We start from the raw sequence: 20,210 nt of genomic DNA on the forward strand, positions 1-20,210 counted from the left end.
GGTCAAAGAGCCAGCAAGGTGCCAATCTTACTGTCTGCCTCACTGTCGGAAACGTCCTCAGAAGGACCGCTGAAGTCAGCGACAACTCGCAGGTGACCACCAAGTGCGGCAACGTACCGGCGTATGGTTTCGATCTCCATAAGTTCCGGGTCGCCCTGCTCAATCTTGCTGACACGAGGCTGACTAACGCCCATGCGATCAGCTACCTCCTGCTGTGTGAGATCGGTACGCTCACGAAGCTCCCCCAGGCGATGGCCTAGAACATAGAGAGCGGTACGGTTCCTGGCCTCAGCGCGAGCAGCCTCCACATCCCGACCGGCGACGGTGTCGATCTGCTCCTTGCGGGCCTTTACTTCCTTCCAAGACTTAGCCATCTTTGTCGACCTCCAGTGCGGTCAAATGTTCGCTGTAGCGCCTCTCTGCAACTTTGATCGCTGTCTCGTACCAGTGGTTCCATCGCCCTTGCTTGTCACCTGCCACAAGTAGCAGAGCGCAGCGGCGCGGATCGAACGCAAACAAGATCCGGATCTCGCTCTGTCCACTCGAAGCGGGTCGCAACTCCTTCAGGTGGTGGATCTCCGACCTCTGGATTCGATCCACGAGCGGACGGCCGAGTTGTGGCCCCTCGGTCTCCAGCATGTCGATCGCAGCTTCAACCAGGTCGGCGCTGGCCGGATCTTCCTTGGCTAGCGCGAGTAGCCAGTCTTCCACGGCGTCGTGCAGCTCCACCGCCCACTTCATGCAAGCAGTATAACACAGGGGTTATGTCAGGTGGAGATGTCGAGTTGTGGGCATCACGAACAGGTGGCAGCGTGTTCCCTGAAGGCAGTTGGTGTCGCCATCCAGCACGCGCCTGACTACCAGGGGTCACGCAAGGCCCTAGTGGGCAAGGGGCAAGATCGACCCCCGAGTTACCCCCGGATTTGGATGCCCTGCAACGACAGGCAATGTCAAACGATGACTCTTCCCTTTCGCTAATCTTGCAGGTAAGGGTACGGAACGGCAGTGAATGACAAATGTCGATCACTGCCGCGCCAAAATCGACCCAGTGCGGGTTCGATCCCCGTCCGGGGCACCACCGGTTCCGCTCTGTGGGCGTCCTGGTCCGCGCGGACCGCCGCTGCCGACAATGACCCGCATGACCGGAACCGGCCTGACCGACGAAGCCGCCTACGACCGCGCTCGGCTCGCCCAGTGGCGCGCGGGGGAGGCGAGGGGTGGCGGGATGTCGCGGCGCGGCCTGCTTCGGCTGGCGGCCGGTGGGTCACTCGCGCTGACGGCGTTCGACACGTTTCCGGCCGGAACGGCGTCGGCGGCCACGCCGATCGTGAAACCCTTGCAGCCGGAGATCTTCGAGGTCTACGGCACCAACGCCGAGACGCGCTGGGAGGCGCTGAGCGGGCAGGGCTATCTGACGCCGGTCGAACGGTTCTTCGTGCGAAACCACACCGCCACACCGTCGATCGACGCCGGCACCTGGCGGCTGAAGCTCTTCGGGACCGGGCTGCGTGGAGGGCCGGTCGAGTTCAGCTACCGAGACTTGCTCGGGTTGCCCGCGGAGACGATCACTTCCGCGATCGAATGCGCGGGCAACGGACGGAGTTTCTTCAGCAGCCAGCAAGGGCAGGTGGTGTCCGGCACGGCGTGGAAGCTCGGCGCGATCGGGGTCGCGCGCTGGCGCGGTGTCCGGCTCTCCACCGTGCTGGCCAAGGCGGGATTGACGCGGCACGCGGTGGACGTCCTGCCGGAGGGACTGGACGCCGACTATGTCACCGGCGGGGTCAACCTGGGGAAGGTTCGCCGCCCGCTGCCGATCGCGAAGGCCTGCAGGACGTTTTGCTGGCGTACGAGATGAACGGACGTCCGCTGCCGCCGGACCACGGCCATCCGGTGCGGCTCGTCGTGCCGTCCTGGGTCGGGATCTCGTCGATCAAATGGCTGGGGCGCATCGAAGTCTCGGACACGCCACTGGTGTCGCCATGGAACACGCAGTACTACCGGCTGCTCGGGCCGGACTATCCGGCCGATGGCACGGTCGTCACCCGACAGGTGGTCAAGAGCGCTTTCGAACTGCCCTGGAATGCCGAGTTCGTGGCGGGCGGCAGGCAGGTGCTGCGCGGCCGATCGTGGTCGGGAAACGGCCGGATCCGGCGCGTCGAAGTCGACACCGGTGCCGGTTGGCGGCAGGCGAAGTTCGTGGGCGCGGCGGCCGATCGAGGCTGGCAACGCTGGGAGATCCCTTGGCGCTCCGGCGTTCCCGGTACCCACACCTTGCGTGCGCGGGCCACGGACATCACCGGTGTCACCCAGCCGGAGGTCGCTCCGCACAACGCCCAGGGCTACCGGTTCGACGGGGCGGGCCAGGTGCTCATCGCGAACTGAGCGCCATCCGGGCAAAGCCGGGATGTCAGGATACGAACCGTGACTTCGACCTACGTTTTCGTGCACGGTTCCAGCAGTGCCTCGTTCACCTGGGGCCCACTGCAACGTGAGCTCGCTTTGCTCGGCCACCGCACGCTGGCCGTCGACCTTCCCGGCCACGGCTTCGCCGCCGGTTTCCACGCCGCCTACCAGGCGCCGCAGGACCTCGAAGCGCTGGCCACGGCGCCGTCGAACCAGGCGGGTGCCACGCTGGCCGAGGCTGTCGAGCAGGTGGTGGACGTCGTGCGCAAGGTCGCCGAGCACGGGCCGGTCATCCTGGTCGGGCACAGCCGCGGCGGGGTCACGCTCACCGGCGTCGGCAACGCCGTCCCGGAACTGATCGACCGGATCGTCTACATCTCCGCGTGGTGCTGCGTCGACGCGACGGTGGGCGAGTACATGCAAGGACCCGAGTACGCGAGCAGCGCGCTCAATGACGTCGGCGATGTCGTCGTCGCCGATCCCGCGACGCTCGGCGCGCTCCGGATGAACTGGCGCACCGCCGATCCCGCGCTGCTGGCCGGGTTGAAGACCGCGATGCTCGAAGACGGCACCGAGCAGGAGTTCTTCGCCTACCTCAACACCCTCGAGCCGGACGAGAGCCTCGACGCCGGGACCGAACTCACCGACGCCGCCACGTGGGGCCGGATCCCGCGCACCTACATCAGGCTCACTGAGGACCGGTCGATGCCGCTCGCGCTGCAGGACCGGTTCATCGAGGAGGCGGACGCGCTCACCCCGGACAACCCGACCGACGTGCGATCGCTCGTGAGCAGCCACGTCCGGTTCCTCATCCACCCGCAGGAGGCCGCCGTAGTCCTCGCCGGCCTCGCGCGATGACGGACGCACAGTTCACCAAAGGACATCTGATCACCCTGTTGATCAGTTCCGCGATCGGCGTGGGATTCGGTGCCGGGTGGTGGTTCTTCGGCGCGTCCTCCGTCTCCGGCGGATCGACGCCGCTCGTCGTCGTGGGCGTCGCCGTGGTCCTGGGACTGGCAGGCCGGCTCGTCCTGACCGCCCGCCGGGGCACCGGGCTGCCCGCGGGCGGTGGCCGGGAGGAAAGCCCGTTCGGCAGGCGGTACGGGATCGCCGTGGTGCTCATGCTGGTGGGGATCTTCGCCGGGGCACGGGTGCTGTCGGCGGTCTTCGAAATTCCCGAAGCCGTGCCCGCGTGGGTGCTCTTCGTGGTCGGCCTGCACTTCGTGCCGTTCGCGAAATTGTTCGGTTCGCGGCGTTTCCTGGTGCTGAGTGCCGTGTTGTGCGGCGTCGCCGTGCTGGCCGCCGTGCTCGCGATCGCGGGCTGGGCGGCGGCCTGGCAGCTCGTGCCGGGCTTCGGCGGCGCGGTGGTCCTTTGGGTGACCGTCGTCGCCGGGTTGTTCGCTACGGACCGTCAGGGAGCGACAAGCCCGGCTTCGTAGGCGAAGATCGTCAGCTGGACCCGGTTGGCCGCGTCGAGTTTCGCGAAGATCCGGGTGATGTGGGTCTTCACCGTCGCTTCGCTCAGGTGCAGTGCCGCGCCGATTTCGGCGTTGGTCCCGCCCTGCGCGACGGCGGTGACGATCTCCCGCTCGCGTTCGGTCAGCGTGCTCAGTCCGGCTCGCGCCCGATGACGGCGAGGACTCGTCCTGGTCGCGACGAAGTGCCCGATGAGCTTCCGTGTCGTCCGCGGCGAAAGCATCGCCTCGCCCGCCGCGACCACCCGCACCGCGTCGATGATCTCCTGCGGTGAACCCTCTTTCAGCAGGAACCCGCTGGCGCCCGCGCCGAGCGCGTCGAAGACGTATTCGTCGAGGTCGTAAGTGGTCAAAACGAGAACCTTCGGCGGATTGGGCAGCGCGGTGACGGCGGCGGTCGCGGTGAGGCCGTTCATCCGCCGCATCCGGATGTCCATCAGCACGACGTCGGGCGCGTGCATGCTCACCTTCGGCACGGCTTCGTCCCCGTCGCCGGCTTCCGCGACGACCTGGATGTCGCCCGTGCTGGACAGGATCATCGACAAACCGGTTCGCACGAGCGGGTCGTCGTCGACGAGCAGCACTCGCAGTGGGCGCTGGTTCACCCGGACAGGTTAGTGGTGTCCCCACGGTAGCCAAGCCAGGACGGCGAATGTGCCCTCTTCGGTGGGGCCGGCGCTGACGTTCCCGCTGATCAGCGTGACCCGTTCGCCGATCCCGGTCAGTCCCGCGCCGGTACCCGGCGGCTTGCCCGCCGCCGCCGTCGCGGGCAGCGGATTGACGACCTCGACGGTGAGCCCGTTCCCGGGGCCTCCGCGAACCGAAACCTCGGCCGCCGCTCCCGGGGCGTGCTTCAGGATGTTGGTCATCGACTCCTGGACGATCCGATACGCGGTCGTGCCGAGCAAGGCCGGTGCGCCGCCCGCGTCGTCGAGCAGGATCGTCACGTTGACCCTCAATCCGGCCCGCCGCGCGTTGGCGACCAGCTCGGGAATGTCCGCCAGCGTCGGCTGCGGTGGCTCCGGATGGGATCCGTTCTCGCCATTCTCGCCGAAACCCTGGCTATCGCGCAGGACGCCGATGACCTGCCGCAGATCTTCGAGCGATTGGCGGGCCGTCGTGCGGACGGTCTTCGCCGCTTCCGTCGTCGCGGGTCCCTTGCTGACCTCGAGCGCGCCGGCCTGCAGCGAAAGCAGGGAAAGCCGGTGCCCGAGGACGTCGTGCATCTCGCGCGCGATCCGGGTGCGTTCCGCGCGGCGGGTCATTTCGGCGCGGAGTTCCTCTTCCTTGGCCTCGCGGATCGCGATCGTGCCCTGCATCCCCCGGACGACCCCGACGGTGAGCGGTACGGCCGTCATCACGACGGCGACCGTCAGCGTCCCCATCACCTGCACCGCGGACAGCTGCTTTCCGACGATCTGCCCGGCGACGGTCACATCGGGATGGCGGTTGGCGTCGCCGAACAACGCCCACGCCGTCGCGATGTAGACCAGTACGGACCCGATCCACAGGAGACGGTCGCGGCGGTGCGCGGCCAAAGCGGCGAGGGCGACCAACGCGGCCAGCGCGTCGGAGCGGAAGCAAAGCGGCGGAACCAAGGCGATGCCGAGGACGAGTTCCGGCCATTTGTGCCGCCAGCAGAGCATGACCGCCGCCGCGATCCCGGTGAAGAAGCCGAGCGTGGACCACCACGTCGGGTCGAACTCTCTCGTCGCCGGAAGATAGCCCTGGGCGCTGAAGACGAAAATGCTGCTGATCACGCACGCCGCGACCGCCACCACGGTGAGCACCACACCGAGCACACGCCTTGCCATGCGCTGAGCGTACGCAAGCAGGCCAGGTCACCCACATCAGCGGAACCGATCCTTCGAAGCGCGCGAATTACGACTTTCGTCGTAACGGGTTCACGCGCCGAGGACGACGCGGCCGCCTCGCGATCGCTGGTTGTATGCCGCCTCGTTCATCCCGTTGGAAAGGAAATCCCCGTGACCCAGCAAACCCCCTACACGCCGGCCCCGCAAGCCCCCGCCAGCCCGATGCCTCCCCGCAACGGCATCGGCGTCACGGGCTTCGTCCTCGGCCTGGTGGGGCTGGTCTTCTCCCCGATCCCGTTCGTCGGCGTCATCGCGTGGCCGCTGGTGATCCTCGGCCTGATCTTCTCGATCATCGGGCTGATCCGCGTCAAGAACGGGAAGGCCTCCAACAAGGGGCTCTCCATCACCGGTATCGCCCTGTCCGCGCTCGGGCTCGTGGTCTGCGTGGTGTGGATCTTCGTGTTCAACGCGGCGGTCAACGAGGTCAACAACGAAATCAACCGCACCGCGAAGGTTTCCTACGAAGTCACCGGTGACGCCACGAACGTCGAGGTCATCTACGGCGAGGTCCTCAACCCCACCACCGAGACCGTTCCGGCGCTGCCGTGGAACAAGGAAGTCGAGAACAAGGGCGTCTACAAGGGCGGGACGCTCACGGTGACCACGGGCGAGACCGGTGGATCCGTCACCTGCAAGATCACCGTCGACGGCGCGGTCGTTTCGACCAAGACCGCTTCGGGCGAATTCGCCATGGCCGCCTGCACCGGAGTGTGACGGCCGGACCGTGAAAGGCCTCCTTCGCCATTCTCGGGGTGGCGAGGAGGCCTTCGCGCTTCCGGCATGATGCGCCCACGAACGTCACTGGATCGAAACCGTCACCGAACTGGCGAGGGACTTCGCCGCGAACGCCGCCGAGTTCGACGAAACGGCCGAGCTGCCCATCGCCAACCTTCACGCCTTGCACGCGACAGGGCGACGTTGCCCGCGGAGTTCGGCGTCGAGGACCTCAGCTATCGGAGCTACGACGAGATCGTCCGTATTCTCAGCGCCGCCTGTTCGTCCACCGCGTGCGTCTGGGTGATGCACATCGGTGCCGCGGTCGGGCTGGCCCAGTTGTCCGCTCCCGACGTGGGGCGCTTCTATGCCGAAGAACTCATCGGCGGCAAGCGGTTCGCCAACGCGCTTTCGGAACCGAGCAGCGGCAACATGTTCCTGATGCCGCAGCAGAGCGCCGAGCCCGGCGACGGCGGATACCGGCTCACCGGCGCCAAGCGGTTCGTTTCCGGTTGTGATGCCGCCGACCATTTCCTGGTCAACGCGCTCGTCGGCGGCGAGCCCACGTTCTTCGGCGTCTCGCCGGACGACACGATGACCTTCGTGTCCATCTGGGACACGATGGGCCTGCGCGCCAGCCGAAGCCAGCTCGTCTCCTTCGAAGGGACCCTCCTGCGGGAGGACCGCAGGTGCCCGCCCTCGGCCGAGCGTCGCCCGAACCACATCGCGGCAGGCCTCGCGTTCCTGTCACTGGGGATCGCCGACGCGGTGGAGGAAGCTCTGGTCTCGCACGCCCGAAGCCACGTCATCCCCGCGACCGGGCAGCCACTCGCCGAAATGCAATGGCTCCAGTTCGAAGCCGCGGACGTCCACGCCCGTCTCGAAGCCGCGCGCGTGTACTCGCGGAACATGGCGTGGCTGGCGGACCGGAATTCACCGGAGTTCCTGCCCGCGACCATGACGGCGAAGGTGCTCGCGAACGACGTCGCCCGCGAAGCCGCGCAGCTGGCGCTGAAAGCCGGTGGCGGTTCGGGCTTCCTGCGCACTTCGCCGATCCAGCGGCTGTTCCGGACACGCAGGCGGGCGGCCTGATGGCCTACTCGGCCGAAGTCCGCAGAGACCGGATCGGGAAGACGGTGCTCCTGCCGCAGGACTGACCTCGGATGGCCGGCCGGGTGACGTCAAGCCCGGCCGGTCCCGCCGAAGCGGGTCAGCAGCAGCCGCTGCCGCAGCAGTCGCAATCGCACCAGTCGTCGTTCCGCATGGTCATCCACCTCCTCCCTCGGGGTCGCAGCCGGGCGGGCACCAGGCGCCGGGAACCGGATCGGCGCAGTTCTCGCCGGACATCCCGGACAGCATGGAAGTGAGTTCGGCGCGCAGCTCGCCGAGCCGCGCCATCTCCGCCTCGATCTCGGCGAGATGGCGTTCCAGCATGGTTTCGGCGGGTTCGCACGGGCATACGCCGGTGTCACGCACGCTCAGCAGGTCACCGATCTCCGTCAGCGTCAGCCCGAGCCGCTGGGTGCCGCGGATGAACCGCAACCTCTCGATGACGCCCTCGTCGTAGCGCCGGTGGGCACCGGTCGTCCGCGCGGGTGTGGGCAGAAGGCCGATGCGCTCGTAGTAACGCACGGTGTCCGGCCGCACGCCGGCGCGGGAGGTCACCTCGGACATGGTCAACGCCGTCAGCGCCTTCGTCGCTTCGGTTCGCATGATGCGAGGGTAGAACTTGGACTCGGCTCCAGAATCAAGTCCGGATTCCGATGGCGCTCACGAAGAGAAGACGACGGCCAGGCGCGTCCGCATCATTCGAGAGGGTGGAAACGGCGAGAGGACGGCACGGTGACTGACTTCCGGAACGTGATCAGGGACCTCACCACGGAGGGTGAACAGGTCGATGCCCTGGTGGCCGGCCTCGACGACGCGGGATGGGATCTGCCGACGCCCGCGACGGGCTGGTCGGTCAAACACCAGATCGCGCATCTCGCGTTCATCTTCAAGATCGCCGGGTTGTCCGCGGCCGAGCCCCGGGCCTTCGCCGAACTCGCGAAATCGTCGATGGCGCGCGGGTTCGACGCCGCCGTCAACGCGGCCCTCGACGACTATCTCGGCGACCCCAACGAGGTCCTGCTGAGCCGCTGGCGCGCCGAACGCGACGCCGGTATCAAGGCGCTCGCCGCGGTCCCGGCGGACCAGGTCGTCCCGTGGCTGGTCAACCCGCTGCCGCCGGCCATCCTCGCCTGCGCCGGGATGATGGAGCTGTTCGCGCACGGCCAGGACGTCGCGGACGCGCTGGGTGTGCGGCCGGAGCGGACGGACCGGCTCGCGTACCTCGTCGGCTTCGCGGTCCGGGTGCGGGACTTCGGCTACGAGGCGCGCGGCCTGACCCCGCCCGAGCAGGAGTTCCGGTTCGAGATCACCTCGCCGTCCGGGCAGTTGTGGACGTTCGGCCCCGAGGACTCGCCGGAGCGGATCACCGGGAGCGCGGAGGACTTCTGCCTCCTGGTCACGCGGCGCCGTCACCGCGACGATCTCGACGTCCGTGCCGAGGGCGCGCTGGCCGACCAGTGGCTGGACATCGCGCAGGCGTACCGCGGTCCGGCGGGCGAGGGGCGCTCGCCGGGACAGTTCGGCCGTTGAGAGTCCCGTCATTTCCGCGATGATGGGGCATCCTGGAAGTCGCGATCAACTCGCACTCGGTGCGATCGTCGATGCACACGGGGTCTAGGAGGCGATCGTGACACGAGTGTGGCTGATCAGGCATGGGGAAAGCGAGTCCAACGCGGGCCTTCCCGGCGGGGAGCCGGGGGCTTCGGCGCTGACCGAACTCGGCAGACGGCAAGCCCTCGAAATCGCGGACTCGCTGTCCGAACCGCCTCGGTTGATCGTGACGTCGCCGTTCCTGCGGGCACGGCAGACCGCCCAGCCGACGATCGAGCGGTTCCCCGGTGCGGAGCGTGAGGAGTGGCCTGTCCAGGAGTTCACCTTTCTCGGCGAACTCCATGGACAGGTCACCACCACCGTCACCCGTAAGCCGTACACGGAGGCCTACTGGTCCCGTGCCGATCCGCACCACGCGGTGAACGGCGCGGAATCCTTCGCGGCGCTCTTCACCCGGACCCAGGATTTCCTGGCGCGGCTGGGAGACAGCGAACCCGGGCCGATCGCGGTCTTCACGCACGGGCTCTTCATCCGCGCGGTCATGTGGTCGTTGCTGACCGGGATCACCACGCCGGACAGCGAGGCCATGCGCGGATTCCGCACGTTCGCCGACACCTACCTCGTGCCGAACGGCAACATCACCGAACTGCGGTACACACCCGGGAAGCGGGTTCCGCGAGTGGTGGTCCCGCTCGCGTCCCGGTACGCGGACCGCTAGGGCTTCAGCAACAGCTGGAGCTTGTTCACCCCGGTCATGTTCGGGCTCGGGATGAACGACGGCGGAGCGGCCGGATCGGTGCGCAGATCAGGGAAGCGGTCCAGCAGGATGTTGAGCGCCGTCTTCCCTTCCAGCCTGGCGAGCGGGGCGCCGATGCAGAAATGGATCCCGCGGCCGAAGGCCAGGTGCGGGTTGTGCGCCCTCGCCGGATCGAAGGTGCCGGGATCCGTGAACGCACGCGGATCCCGGTTCGCCGCCGCGACCCAGATGCCGAGCATGCTGTCCGGCGGGATCGTCTGGCCGCCCAGTTCGACCTCGGTCGTCGTGGCGCGGGCGACGAGGGCGAACGGGCTGAGGAAACGCAACGATTCCTCGATGGCGGCGGGCAGCAGTGCCCGGTCCTCGCGGACACGCCGGTACTCCTCCGGATGGGAATCCAGGCACAGAACCGTGTTCCCGAGCAGCATCGTGGTGGTGATGTGCCCGGCGAGCAGCAGCACGTTCGCGAAGTTGACGACTTCGTTCTGCGTGAGTTTCGCGCCGTCGACCTCGGCTTCGACGAGTTTGGTCAGCAGGTCTTCGCGCGGGTTCCGCCGCCGGTCGTCGACATGCTCGGCAAGGTAGTTCACCAGGTTCTTTATCTGTGCGGCAGTTTCCTCGGCGGCCTTCTTGTCCTCCTCGGTCTGCTTGATCAGTGACCGCTGCTGGCTGTTCCGCAGCAACGTGTCGACCCATTCCTTGAACAGGTCGCGATCGCTCGCCGGGATGCCGAGCAGTTCGGCGATGACGATCACCGGCAGCGGGTAGGCCAGATGGGTCACCAGTTCCATCGAGTCCGCGCCGTCGACGGTGTCGAGGAGTTCGTTCGTCAGCGCGGCGATCCGCGGTTCGAGATCCGCGACGACCTTCGGCGTGAAGGCGTGGCTCACCAGCGTGCGCAGCTTCTTGTGATCCGGCGGGTCCATCACGAGCAGATTGCCCTCGACGAACAGGTCCTTGTCCGGTGAGAGCTCCTCGGGGATCAGCCGGGTGGTGTCGGAGGAGAACACCTTGGGATCACTCAGGGTCTTCAGCGCCTCTGCGTGGCCGTAGACGTTCCACATGCCCGTCTCGGAATCGAAACGGACCGGCTCGGCCGGGAACTCCTCTCGAAGCCAGAACTGGCCTTCGTGGACGCCCCAGTTTTCGGCGATCGTGGTCATGGCTTGCCCCCTTCTTCAGTGGTGGAGAGCCCGGATCAAGCGGGCTCCTCGGGGCCGTCCTTCCGGTAGATCCAGGCGCGATAGGACGAGATCAGATCCTGGAACGCCTGGATCACTTCGGCCGCGGTGGCGGCCACGTTCGCCGGGGACGGCGGCTCCGGCGGCTCGAACGCCGTCCGGATGATGTGCGCGAGAGCGTCGGCCTTCTCCTCGGAGTCGAGGTCGGCGCCGTCGGCGATGAAGCTGTCCATCAGGTAGAACCCCAGCGACGAGGCGCGCAGGGAAAAGAGCAGGTTCGGGATGTCGTCGCGCAGCAGGCCGCGGTCCGTCATCGTCTTCAGGTAGCGCTCGCTCACGACCGCGTCCTGATCCTGCAAAGGATGTTTCTTCAACCGGCCCAGCAGTTCGGTGTTGCCGGTGATGAGCGCGCCGAGCAACGGGTTCCGCTGGGTATGGAGGAAGACCGCCCGATGGAACCGGTGTGGGACGACTTCCGCCGGATCTTCGTCCAGCCGGGCAAGGAGATTCTCGGCGGCCCGGAGGGATTCACGCAGGAGCAACGCGTGGAAGAGGGTTTCCTTGGTGGGCCAGTGCAGGTAGATCGTGCCCTTCCCGATGCCCGCCTGACTCGCGATGTCCTCGATGGTCACCTTGCGATAGCCCAGCCGCGTCAGCAGGACGCCGGCCGCGTCGAGGATGCGATCGGCGCGACCGGCGGTGCGGTCCGGACGTTCTGCCACGTGCGCTCCCATCTCTGACTTCGTGACCAGATTTGCTCATCTGGTCATCCGGTCAGTTAGACGGTAGCCCCGGGGGTGCCGGTCCGGCAAGGGAATCGACGAGTTTCTTAACGCAGACGGTGGGCGAGCAGGAACTTCCAGATGACCGGAGTCGCGTCGATGACGGTCGGAGTGACGGAGTCGTTGTTCGGCGCGGTGCTCGGCCAGACGTGCCCGGCACCTTCGACCCGGTAGTGCTGCAGCGAGCAACCGAGCCAGCGCTGAACGGTGACGTCGGTTTCCGGCGAATACCGGATCGGATGCGGGAAGCAGCCGTTCCGGTCCGCCCACGCGGCGAGCCAGTCCGGCAGCGCCGGCAGGCCCTTGGCGGGATTCCCGGCGTAGGGGATCGTCGCGTCGGCCGTGCCGTGGAAATCGAGAATCGGGGCGGGACGCGACGGGTGGCATTCGCCGCCCTGCGGGTAGAACGCGCCCGCGACGGGTGCGAACGCCGCGATCCGGCCCGGCATCCGGCAAGCGAGGACACCGACGAACCCGCCGCCGTTCGACTTGCCCGTCGCGTAGATCCGGCGGGAGTCGACACACAGTTCACGCTGGAGCGTGTTCAGCAGATCGCTGGTGAAGAGCACGTCGTCGGCTGCGGCCGAGTACGGCGCGCCGGTCCATGCCGATTCGCCGTCCGTTCCCGGAAGTCCTTGCGGATAGACGGAAATCGCGTCATACGCGGAAAATCCGGATAGCTCCTCCTGGTATTTCGACGTGCGTTTGTGGCCGTGGAAGGACAACACCAGCGGGTACGGCCGGGACGGCCGGTACTGAGCCGGAACGTGCACCGTGTACTCGCGGAGCAGGCCGCCGGACGTCAGCGTCCGCAGCGTCGTCGTCCCGGCGGGAACCGGGGACGGACGCTGGCAGCCGGTCGTCCGCACCGGGTGATCGATCGGCGACGGTGCGGCCGACGCCGTCGGGGCGGCGAACAGGCTCAGTCCGGCAGCGGCGGCGGCAGTCAGCGCGAGACGACGCAGGTACTTCGTGGGACCGGGCACGCGATCCTCCTTGATCGGGCGGCAGGGCGTGGTCAGGGTCACTCCTGCCGCGGGCCCGGTCAGCATTGTGTTCATTGAGTTTTCGGACCGCTTTCCGTCACCTCTGGCGGGCGTGCCGATCGGGCTCGCCGAGGATCCAGGGGTGTCCAGCCGGTCGCAGGTCAGCCGCAGGCGCGTTTCGCCGCGAGCACGCGGGTCAAGGCCTCGTCGACCCGGGCGGCCGGGAGGTCGCCGGACGCGAGCGCTTGCTCCAGGGTGGTCAGCACCGTCCCGACGTTGCCGCCGGAGGACCACAACGCTTGATCCGCTCCCGCCTGCAGGGCCTTGAGCACGGCCGTCTGGAGCGGGTACTGCGCCGTGATCGCCTTCATCGCCCCGAGATCGTCGGTGATCACCGGGCCGTTGAACGCGTAGTCCTTCCGCAGCAGCCGGTACGCCGGTGCCGACAGGGTCGACGGGGTGCCGCCGGTCAGATCGGGCACGTCCAGGTGTCCGACCATGACGCCGATCTCGCCGTACTCGCCGATGTCGCGGTACGGCACCAGGTCGACCTTGCGCAGCGAGGCGAGCGGCGGCGTTCGTACCAGTCCCTTGTGGGAATCCCCCGTGGCGTGCCCGTGCCCGGGGAAATGCTTCAGCACCGGCTGCACCCCCGCGTCCCGCAGGCCCTGCGCGAACGCCAGGACGTACTTGCGCGCGGTTTCCGGGGCCGCGCCGAACGATCGGTCGCCGACGATGTCGCGGTCCGGCTGGTCGGTGATGTCGGCGTCGGGCGCGTAGTCGACGGTGACACCGCGGGCTCGCATCTGCCGTCCTCGCTCGGCCGCCTTCGCCCGTACCTGCGCCGGCGTCAGTGTCGAGGCCATCTTCCGGGCGCTCGGCATGTCGCCGTCGAGGGCGTCGATCCGCTGGACACGGCCGCCTTCTTCGTCGATCGCGACCGACACCGGGACCTTCGCGGCGCGCTGGACGTCGTCCAGTGCGCGGTTCCGCAACAGGGCCGTCTCGTTGCCGCCGAGGAAGATCCCGCCGACCTGCTGGTCGCGCACCAGCTTCACCGCCGCCTGCGGGTCGCCGGCGTTCACGCCGACCACCACCAGCTGGGCCAGCCGCTGCCGGGGGCTCATCCCGGCGATGACGGCTTCGCAGCCTGGAACGGGCGCCTGCTCCGCCCTCGGTGACGGCGAGGGCGTGGGCTTGCTGGAGGCGGGCTGGCTTGAAGCGGCACTGCCGCGCGGCGGAGGTACGGTTCCCGCTGGCTGCGCGGATCCGGCCCCGTCGTTCGCCGTACCGCACTGCACGCTGGTGGCCAGGACGGTGGCGGCTCCCAGGATGACGGCCGCCCACCGCTTCGTCGTCTTCGGTCGCCCGGAGTTCATCGGCTCGTTTCGTTCGTCGTCCATGCCGGTGTCGACGGTAACCCCAGTTGCCCTTTCGTACGCGCTCGCGTGCCCTTTGATGCGTGACCGCGTCGGGTAGGGCGTTCGGCTTCACCTCCTTCCGGATCGTGTTCTCTCTGGTCAAGCCGGTGTTCGTGCTTGACAACTGGATCCGCTCCGCCGTAGATTACCACATGGTTATGGAACCGCAAGGTTATCCATCTCCTCCCCGGGTAGGCGACGGGGGAGGAGATCGTGAGAACTCGAACTCGTGAGACCTGCTCGAACCCAGGAACAGGAAGGCGGGCGACCGTGGCACAGGATCTGCTCGATGTCACCTTCGCGGCACTCGCCGACCCCACCCGCCGCGCGATCCTCGCGCGGCTCGCGCACGGCGAGGCCACGGTGACGGAGCTGGCCGAACCCTTCGCGATGAGCCAGCCCGCCATCTCCAAGCATCTGAAGGTGCTGGAGCGGGCGGGGCTGGTGGCAAGGGGGCGTGATGCTCAGCGCCGCCCCTGCCGGCTGGTGGCTCAGCCGCTGAAGAACGCGAACGAATGGCTCGGCGGCTACCGCCGCTACTGGGACGAGGCCTTCTCGGAGCTGGATCTCGTCCTCGACGGGGAGATGCGGCACCCGGAACGCCGTCCAGAGACCGATTGACCACCGCATGAGCGGAAAGGAACAGCACGATGGGACGAACTCTCAGCGTGACGAAATCCGGCGATCTCGAGATCGTCATGACGAGGTCCTTCGACGCGCCGAGGACGCTGGTGTTCGACGCGTGGACCAAACCGGAACTGGTGCGCCGCTGGTTCGGTCCGCGCGGCTGCGAGGTCGTCGAATGCGAGATCGACCTGCGGGTCGGCGGCAGGTGGCGCTACCGGCTGCGCCACGGCGGGACGGACATGGTGCTGCAGGGCGTCTACCAGGAGATCGACCGTCCGGAAAGGCTCGTCTCCCTCGAGACGAACGAGGACTGTGAGGCGTCGGAAGGCCAGGCCTTGGCGACTCTGACGCTGGTCGAACACGAAGGGGTCACCACGCTGACCCAGGTGGTGCGGTACGGCTCGAAGCGGGTCCGGGACGCCGTTCTCGAATCCGGGATGGAACGGGGCATCGGCGAGGGCTTCGGCAAGCTGGCCGAGTTCCTGGCCGCTCCGGTGGGGGCGTGAACACGATGACCGCCATCGCGGACCGATATCGCGTCCGGGCCGACGCCTTCGAGAGCAAGGTCGCCGCCGTCCAAGCCGGGCAGTGGGAGAGCGGATCTCCGTGTGAAGAGTGGAACGCCAGGGATGTCGTCGGGCACATCGTCGACATGCACGGCGCGATGCTTCGCCCCTTCGGGCGTGACCTCGGGCCGGCGCCATCGCTCCTGGACGACCCGCTGGGCGCCTTCCGTGCCGCGCGGGCCGATGTCGAAGCCGTCCTCGCCGATCCCGTGCTCGCGGCCACGGAACACGAGACACCGACGGGGAAGATGACCGCGGAACAGCACATCGACCAGGTCGTCAGTGCCGACATGGTGATCCACGGCTGGGATCTGGCCCGGGCCACCGGGCAGGACGACACGATCGATCCGGAGGAGATCGCCCGGATGTGGCCGGCGGCGCAGGCGATCCCCGATCAGATGAGGATTCCCGGAGCGTTCGGGCCCGGCATCGTCGTCTTCGGTCCCGAAGTGAAAGTGCCCGAAGACGCGCCCCTGCAGGACAGGCTGCTCGGCCTGATGGGCCGGGACCCGAACGCCTGACACGGATCAGACATGGATCCCGCGGTGTCGCCGGACGGGCCGGGAAGGAACAGGTACCTCGGCGGTATCGGTTCCCTTGGCCGCGGCCAGGACACGTTCCAGAACCGACAGAGAGGTGGTGAGCAAGGAGATCTGGTTCTGGATCCGAGTCCTGGCGATCTCCAGTTCGCCGGTCATCTCCGGCGAGGGCACCAAATGCGTGTGGTCCCCGGAAACGCACGGAAGGAGTTCCGCGATTTTGCCGCTGCACAACCCGGCCGAATAGAAGAGCTGGATCTGCAGGACCCTGGCGACGTCTTCTTCGGTGAAGGCCCGGTAGCCGTTGCCGCATCGAGCGGGAGTCAGCAGGCCTTCCGTTTCGTAGTACCGCAACGAGCGGACGCTCACCCCGGTTCGCTTCGCCAGTTCACCGATCTGCATGAGTCCACAGTAGCCGCGGGAACCGAGGTTGACCGTGACGTCGGCGTCAGGGTTTAGCTTCGCGTTCATGAGGCTGCTCGAAGTATTCCGCGGTACCGCGCTCCAGTTGACGAACCGCATGGCGATGGCCCCGATGACCAGGGGGCGCGCGGACGATGTCACCGGCCTACCGCATCCACTGACGGCCGAGTACTACGCGCAGCGCGCGAGCGCCGGTTTGATCGTGAGTGAAGGTGTCTGGGTGAACCGGACCGGCAAGAGCGGCCCCGGTATTCCAGGGCTGGCGACAGAGCAACAGGCCGAGGCATGGCGCGCGGTGACGGCGGCCGTGCACGAGAAGGGCGGCCGCATCTTCGCGCAGCTCTGGCACGCGGGGAGGGTCACTCACCCCGGAGTGATGGGCCGGACGCCGGTGGCGCCGTCGGCGGTCCAGCAGGCCGGGCGGATCTTCTCGGCCGGAGGCTGGACGGACACGGTCGAACCTCGTGCGCTCGGCGAGGAGGAGATCGGTGAGGTGGTCCAGGACTTCGCTTCGGCGGCCCGGCGAGCCATCGAGGCGGGATTCGACGGCGTGGAGCTCCACGGTGCCAACGGCTACCTCATCCAGGAGTTCCTCGCCGACAACACCAACCGCAGGGAGGACCGTTACGGCGGCTCGGTCGCCGCCCGGCTCTGCTTCCCGCTCGAGGTGGTGGCGGCCGTGGTCCAGCAGATCGGCGCGGCCAGGGTCGCCCTGCGGATCTCGCCGGGAAACCCGGAGAACGACATCGTGGAAGGCGACTGGAAGGAGGTGTACTCACGGCTCGTGGCGGAACTTCGCCGGTACGAGCTCGCGTACCTGCACGTCATCGACACTCCTGACGCCGAGGTGCTGTCGCATCTGCGGCCCTTGTGGTCAGGAACGCTCATCGCGAATCTGCGGTCCGAGGAGCCGACCACCCGGGACGAGGGTGAGTCCTTGATCGAGTCCGGGCTGGCCGACGTGGTCGCTTTCGGCAGGTTGTTCATCGCGAACCCGGATCTGCCCGCCCGTTTCGCTCTCCGTGCTCCGCTGGCTCGGGCGGACCACGCCGTCTACTACGGCGCCAGGCTCAATGGCTACACCGACTTCCCGGCGTTCGAACCGGACTCGGCGAAGTTCGCCTGTTCGGCGCGCAGCTGATCTTCGCCGCCCGCTCTACAGTGCGGGGATGGTCAAGACGGCAGTGGAAATCGCGGCGGCTGTGCGTGCCAAGGAACTCGATCCGGTCCAGGTGACCCGTGAGGCGCTGGCCCGGATCGCGGCGGCGGACGGGGTGATCGGTGCGTTCCGCCGGGTGCGGGCCGAGGAGGCACTCACCGAGGCAGCCGCTGTCGCCGAACGTCTGGACCTGGCGGATCTGCCCTTGGCCGGGGTGCCGGTCGCGGTCAAGGACGTCGCGCCGATCGAAGGCGAATACGCCTCGTGGGGGTCGCGTGCGGGTTCGTCGACGCTGTCCACAGAGGACGGTGAGATAGCGCGGCGCCTACGCGCGGCCGGAGCGGTGATCGTCGGCCTGACCCGGGTGCCGGAGTTGTGCATCTGGCCGTCGAGCGACGATCCGGACGGGACGGCGCGCAATCCGCGCAATCCGTCCTATGCCGCCGGTGGTTCGTCGGGCGGAAGCGCCGCGGCCGTCGCGGCCGGGTTGGTGCCTATCGCGCACGGCACGGACGGGCTGGGGTCGATTCGGCTCCCGTCCGCGATGTGCGGGATCGTCGGTCTCAAACCGGGTAAGGGCGTGGTCCGTGTACCGGGGGAGAACGGCTGGTTCGGCCTGTCCACGCACGGTCCGATGACGACCACCGTGGCCGACGCCGCCGTGCTGATGTCGGTCCTCGCCGAAGAGCCGGGGCTGACGGACCTCGTCACCCCGAAGCGGTCCCGCATCGCTTTGTCGACCCAGGTCCCGCTGACGAGGGCGCCGCTGCCCCGCGCGTTCAACCGTGCCGTCGCCCAGGCCGGAGAGCTGTTCCGTGCGGCAGGGCACACCGTCGTGCCCGGCACGCCCCGGTACAGCGCCGGAGCGATCGGTGGCCTCCTGGTGCGCTGGGTCGCGGGCCCTGCCGAACAAGCGGCCGAGTTCGATCTCGCCGCGCTCCAGCCCCGGACACGCACCCACGTCCGGCTCGGGCGGCTGATGGCCGAACGCGTCCGGGAGAGCACCCGGGAGTGCTGGCTGGAGCGTGCCGAAGAGTTCTTCACCGACCACGATGTCCTGGTCACGCCCATGATCGCGACGCTCCCGCTCAAGGCCCGCACCTGGCACGAAAGCCGGTGGATCGCCAACGTGGTGCCATCCGTGCGTGTGGCGGGCTTCGCGGGCCTGTGGAATCTCGCGGGCTATCCGGCGATGTCCGTGCCGGTCGGGGTGCATCCTTCGGGCATCCCGGCCTGCGTCCAGCTCGTCGCCGCGCCCGGCGGGGAAGCGCTCCTCCTGGGCCTCGCCGCCCAGCTCGAAGCGGCCAATCCCTGGCCGCGCACCACCGCCTCCTGACCGTTCCCAGAAGGGAGCAAGGGACCTTTGCTGTCACTCTCCAAAAGAGAGTGACAGCAAAGGTCCCTTGCTACTTCGTGCTGTTCAGGAGCCGGTTTTGGCGGGTGACGGCTTCTGCCCGTTCGACTTCGGGCCGTTCTGCTCGTTCTGTCCGTTCTTCGGCGCAGCGGCGGCAGGCGCCGAAGGAGCGGGCTTGGGAGAAGGTTTGGCGGCGGCTGGAGCGGCGGCCTTCGAGGCGGGCGGCTCGGCGGGCTTGCCCGCCGGCTTCTTCTCCTCGGCCTTGCTGTCGCCACCGACGAGCTTCGAAGCGTGCGGGATCACCGACTCCTCGGGCAGTGCCGCGAGCATCGCCTCGCTGCCCTTCAGGACCTCGTCGGCCTGCATCAGGCTCTTGCGGGCCTGCTCGCGGATCTCCGCCAGCCGCTCGACCTTCCGCTGGGCGGCGGTCGTGCGCTGGGCGGCGGTCGTCGTGGCCTCGTCGAGCCGGCGCTTGGCTTCGGCCGTTGCCTCGTCGATGCGGCGCTTCGCCTCCGCGGTGGCCTCGGCGATCCGGCGCTCGGCCTGATTCTTGCTGGCCGTCTGCTGGTCGGCGATGTGCTTCTCGTGCGCGGCGCGCTGAGCCGCGATCGTCTGATCGAACTCGCGCTCGATCTTCCGGCGCTTGCGCTCGGCCTCGTTGTCCAGCAGTTCCCGGCGCTGGGCGGCCTCGACGGTCAGCCGCTGGACCTCGGCCCGCGTCTCGGCGAGCGCCGATTCGTGCTCTGAGTGCAGCGCGTCCGCCTGCTTGTCCAGCTCGGCGACGAGCCGCGTGTAGCGCTCACGGAGCTTCTTTGAAGCTTCGCTCGACGACGCCCAGTGCTTCTCGGCGGCGACCTCGGCACGCTTCGTGATCTCTTCCGCGCGCGCCTGTGCGAGCGTGACGGTGCGCTGCATCCGCTCGTCGAGGTCTTCGAGCCGCTCCGGCGGCTTCTTCAGCTCCTCGATCCTGGCGTTCAGCTTCGCCACCTCGTGGCGGACGGTTTCGAGTTCGCGCGTGGCCGATGTCGCCTGCGCGATCGCGGCGTCGCGGTCGGTGATCACGCGGTGCAGCTGGGCTTCGAGATGATCCAGATACTGGCGCACTTCGTTCCGGTCGAAGCCGTGCCAGGCCTGGGTGTATTCGCGCCGCAGGGGCAACAGGCCGTTGTCTCGCTCGGGAACCATGGCCACGACGGTACCTGCGTACCCGGTGTCGCCGTTGTCAGGCTTCGTGATTCACCGACGTGTGTCGGCTCTCAGCTGCGATCCCTCACCTGAACGGCCGCCA

General features: G+C 68.0%; 23 protein-coding genes and 1 pseudogene. 13 read left to right on the forward strand and 11 right to left on the reverse strand.

Annotation, left to right across the window (positions count from 1 at the left end; all coding sequences use genetic code 11):
* Positions 1-2: 2 nt before the first annotated feature.
* Positions 3-374, reverse strand: a complete 372-nt coding sequence (locus AC0685_RS15855) for a helix-turn-helix domain-containing protein (protein ID WP_478226196.1) — start codon at positions 372-374, stop codon at positions 3-5.
* Positions 367-741: a type II toxin-antitoxin system RelE/ParE family toxin gene (locus tag AC0685_RS15860; protein ID WP_478226197.1), complete on the reverse strand. Its 375-nt coding sequence runs from the start codon at positions 739-741 to the stop codon at positions 367-369. Before AC0685_RS15860 ends, AC0685_RS15855 begins: the two co-directional genes overlap by 8 nt.
* A gap of 484 nt (positions 742-1,225) precedes the next feature.
* Here AC0685_RS15860 and AC0685_RS15865 point away from each other — a divergent pair.
* From AC0685_RS15865 to AC0685_RS15880, 4 genes and pseudogenes are all read left to right on the forward strand, one after another.
* Positions 1,226-1,923, forward strand: a pseudogene (locus AC0685_RS15865) (molybdopterin-dependent oxidoreductase); the annotation flags it as partial.
* Positions 1,924-2,109: 186 nt separating this feature from the next.
* Positions 2,110-2,382 (forward strand): hypothetical protein, encoded by a 273-nt coding sequence (locus AC0685_RS15870; RefSeq protein ID WP_478226403.1) that lies wholly within the window; start codon positions 2,110-2,112, stop codon positions 2,380-2,382.
* A 39-nt stretch (positions 2,383-2,421) separates the two neighbouring features.
* Entirely contained in the window at positions 2,422-3,261 is an 840-nt protein-coding gene (locus tag AC0685_RS15875) for an alpha/beta fold hydrolase (RefSeq protein ID WP_478226198.1), read from the forward strand.
* Entirely contained in the window at positions 3,258-3,842 is a 585-nt protein-coding gene (locus tag AC0685_RS15880; RefSeq protein ID WP_478226199.1) for a DUF7010 family protein, read from the forward strand. The genes AC0685_RS15875 and AC0685_RS15880 overlap by 4 nt, the downstream gene beginning before the upstream one ends.
* Here AC0685_RS15880 and AC0685_RS15885 read toward each other — a convergent pair.
* Entirely contained in the window at positions 3,815-4,462 is a 648-nt protein-coding gene (locus AC0685_RS15885) for a response regulator transcription factor (RefSeq protein ID WP_340688561.1), read from the reverse strand. The genes AC0685_RS15880 and AC0685_RS15885 overlap by 28 nt on opposite strands.
* A 30-nt stretch (positions 4,463-4,492) precedes the next feature.
* Positions 4,493-5,692 (reverse strand): sensor histidine kinase, encoded by a 1,200-nt coding sequence (locus tag AC0685_RS15890; protein ID WP_478226200.1) that lies wholly within the window; start codon positions 5,690-5,692, stop codon positions 4,493-4,495.
* 222 nt (positions 5,693-5,914) lie between these two features.
* On the opposite strand from AC0685_RS15890, the gene AC0685_RS15895 reads away from it, so the two are divergent.
* Both AC0685_RS15895 and AC0685_RS15900 read left to right on the forward strand, forming a co-directional pair.
* The gene (locus AC0685_RS15895) at positions 5,915-6,466 is read left to right on the forward strand and encodes a DUF4190 domain-containing protein (protein ID WP_125674380.1); all 552 of its coding nucleotides are present in this window, start codon (positions 5,915-5,917) and stop codon (positions 6,464-6,466) included.
* A 204-nt stretch (positions 6,467-6,670) separates the two neighbouring features.
* On the forward strand, positions 6,671-7,558 hold the full coding sequence (locus AC0685_RS15900; protein WP_478226201.1) for an acyl-CoA dehydrogenase family protein: 888 nt from the start codon (positions 6,671-6,673) through the stop codon (positions 7,556-7,558).
* Positions 7,559-7,732: 174 nt separating this feature from the next.
* Here the strand turns inward: AC0685_RS15900 and AC0685_RS15905 are convergent, their stop codons facing one another.
* Positions 7,733-8,179: a heavy metal-responsive transcriptional regulator gene (locus AC0685_RS15905; protein WP_034305512.1), complete on the reverse strand. Its 447-nt coding sequence runs from the start codon at positions 8,177-8,179 to the stop codon at positions 7,733-7,735.
* A 129-nt stretch (positions 8,180-8,308) separates the two neighbouring features.
* On the opposite strand from AC0685_RS15905, the gene AC0685_RS15910 reads away from it, so the two are divergent.
* Together AC0685_RS15910 and AC0685_RS15915 are read left to right on the forward strand one after the other, a co-directional pair.
* Positions 8,309-9,106 (forward strand): TIGR03084 family metal-binding protein, encoded by a 798-nt coding sequence (locus AC0685_RS15910; protein WP_126736495.1) that lies wholly within the window; start codon positions 8,309-8,311, stop codon positions 9,104-9,106.
* A gap of 97 nt (positions 9,107-9,203) precedes the next feature.
* On the forward strand, positions 9,204-9,845 hold the full coding sequence (locus AC0685_RS15915) for a histidine phosphatase family protein (RefSeq protein WP_478226202.1): 642 nt from the start codon (positions 9,204-9,206) through the stop codon (positions 9,843-9,845).
* On the opposite strand, the gene AC0685_RS15920 is transcribed toward AC0685_RS15915, so the two are convergent.
* The 4 genes from AC0685_RS15920 to AC0685_RS15935 form a co-directional block, all read right to left on the reverse strand.
* A complete protein-coding gene (locus AC0685_RS15920) occupies positions 9,842-11,047 on the reverse strand; it encodes a cytochrome P450 (protein WP_478226203.1) in 1,206 nt (401 codons plus the stop codon). The two genes, AC0685_RS15915 and AC0685_RS15920, sit on opposite strands and share 4 nt — an antisense overlap.
* A 35-nt stretch (positions 11,048-11,082) precedes the next feature.
* Positions 11,083-11,787, reverse strand: coding sequence for a TetR/AcrR family transcriptional regulator (locus AC0685_RS15925; RefSeq protein WP_478226204.1), 705 nt, complete (start codon positions 11,785-11,787; stop codon positions 11,083-11,085).
* A gap of 107 nt (positions 11,788-11,894) precedes the next feature.
* Positions 11,895-12,833, reverse strand: a complete 939-nt coding sequence (locus AC0685_RS15930; protein WP_478226205.1) for a CE1 family esterase — start codon at positions 12,831-12,833, stop codon at positions 11,895-11,897.
* 161 nt (positions 12,834-12,994) lie between these two features.
* Positions 12,995-14,236 (reverse strand): glycoside hydrolase family 3 N-terminal domain-containing protein, encoded by a 1,242-nt coding sequence (locus AC0685_RS15935; protein WP_478226206.1) that lies wholly within the window; start codon positions 14,234-14,236, stop codon positions 12,995-12,997.
* A 288-nt stretch (positions 14,237-14,524) separates the two neighbouring features.
* Between AC0685_RS15935 and AC0685_RS15940 the strand changes: the two genes are divergently transcribed.
* Genes AC0685_RS15940 through AC0685_RS15950 form a run of 3 tightly spaced genes read left to right on the forward strand, consistent with a single transcriptional unit; the run spans position 14,525 to position 15,968 of the window.
* Entirely contained in the window at positions 14,525-14,875 is a 351-nt protein-coding gene (locus tag AC0685_RS15940; RefSeq protein WP_340687061.1) for an ArsR/SmtB family transcription factor, read from the forward strand.
* Between the two features lie 29 nt (positions 14,876-14,904).
* Positions 14,905-15,387: an SRPBCC family protein gene (locus AC0685_RS15945; RefSeq protein ID WP_478226207.1), complete on the forward strand. Its 483-nt coding sequence runs from the start codon at positions 14,905-14,907 to the stop codon at positions 15,385-15,387.
* Positions 15,388-15,392: 5 nt separating this feature from the next.
* Positions 15,393-15,968: a TIGR03086 family metal-binding protein gene (locus AC0685_RS15950; protein WP_478226404.1), complete on the forward strand. Its 576-nt coding sequence runs from the start codon at positions 15,393-15,395 to the stop codon at positions 15,966-15,968.
* 6 nt (positions 15,969-15,974) lie between these two features.
* On the opposite strand, the gene AC0685_RS15955 is transcribed toward AC0685_RS15950, so the two are convergent.
* Positions 15,975-16,457: a MerR family transcriptional regulator gene (locus tag AC0685_RS15955; RefSeq protein WP_478226208.1), complete on the reverse strand. Its 483-nt coding sequence runs from the start codon at positions 16,455-16,457 to the stop codon at positions 15,975-15,977.
* Here AC0685_RS15955 and AC0685_RS15960 point away from each other — a divergent pair.
* Both AC0685_RS15960 and AC0685_RS15965 read left to right on the forward strand, forming a co-directional pair.
* On the forward strand, positions 16,456-17,550 hold the full coding sequence (locus AC0685_RS15960) for an alkene reductase (protein ID WP_478226209.1): 1,095 nt from the start codon (positions 16,456-16,458) through the stop codon (positions 17,548-17,550). The two genes, AC0685_RS15955 and AC0685_RS15960, sit on opposite strands and share 2 nt — an antisense overlap.
* A 28-nt stretch (positions 17,551-17,578) precedes the next feature.
* Positions 17,579-18,904 (forward strand): amidase, encoded by a 1,326-nt coding sequence (locus AC0685_RS15965; protein ID WP_478226210.1) that lies wholly within the window; start codon positions 17,579-17,581, stop codon positions 18,902-18,904.
* A gap of 84 nt (positions 18,905-18,988) precedes the next feature.
* On the opposite strand, the gene AC0685_RS15970 is transcribed toward AC0685_RS15965, so the two are convergent.
* Positions 18,989-20,107 (reverse strand): cell division protein DivIVA, encoded by a 1,119-nt coding sequence (locus AC0685_RS15970; protein WP_478226211.1) that lies wholly within the window; start codon positions 20,105-20,107, stop codon positions 18,989-18,991.
* Between the last annotated feature and the right edge of the window lie 103 nt (positions 20,108-20,210).

The organism is Amycolatopsis sp. NPDC043889 (assembly GCF_056435645.1).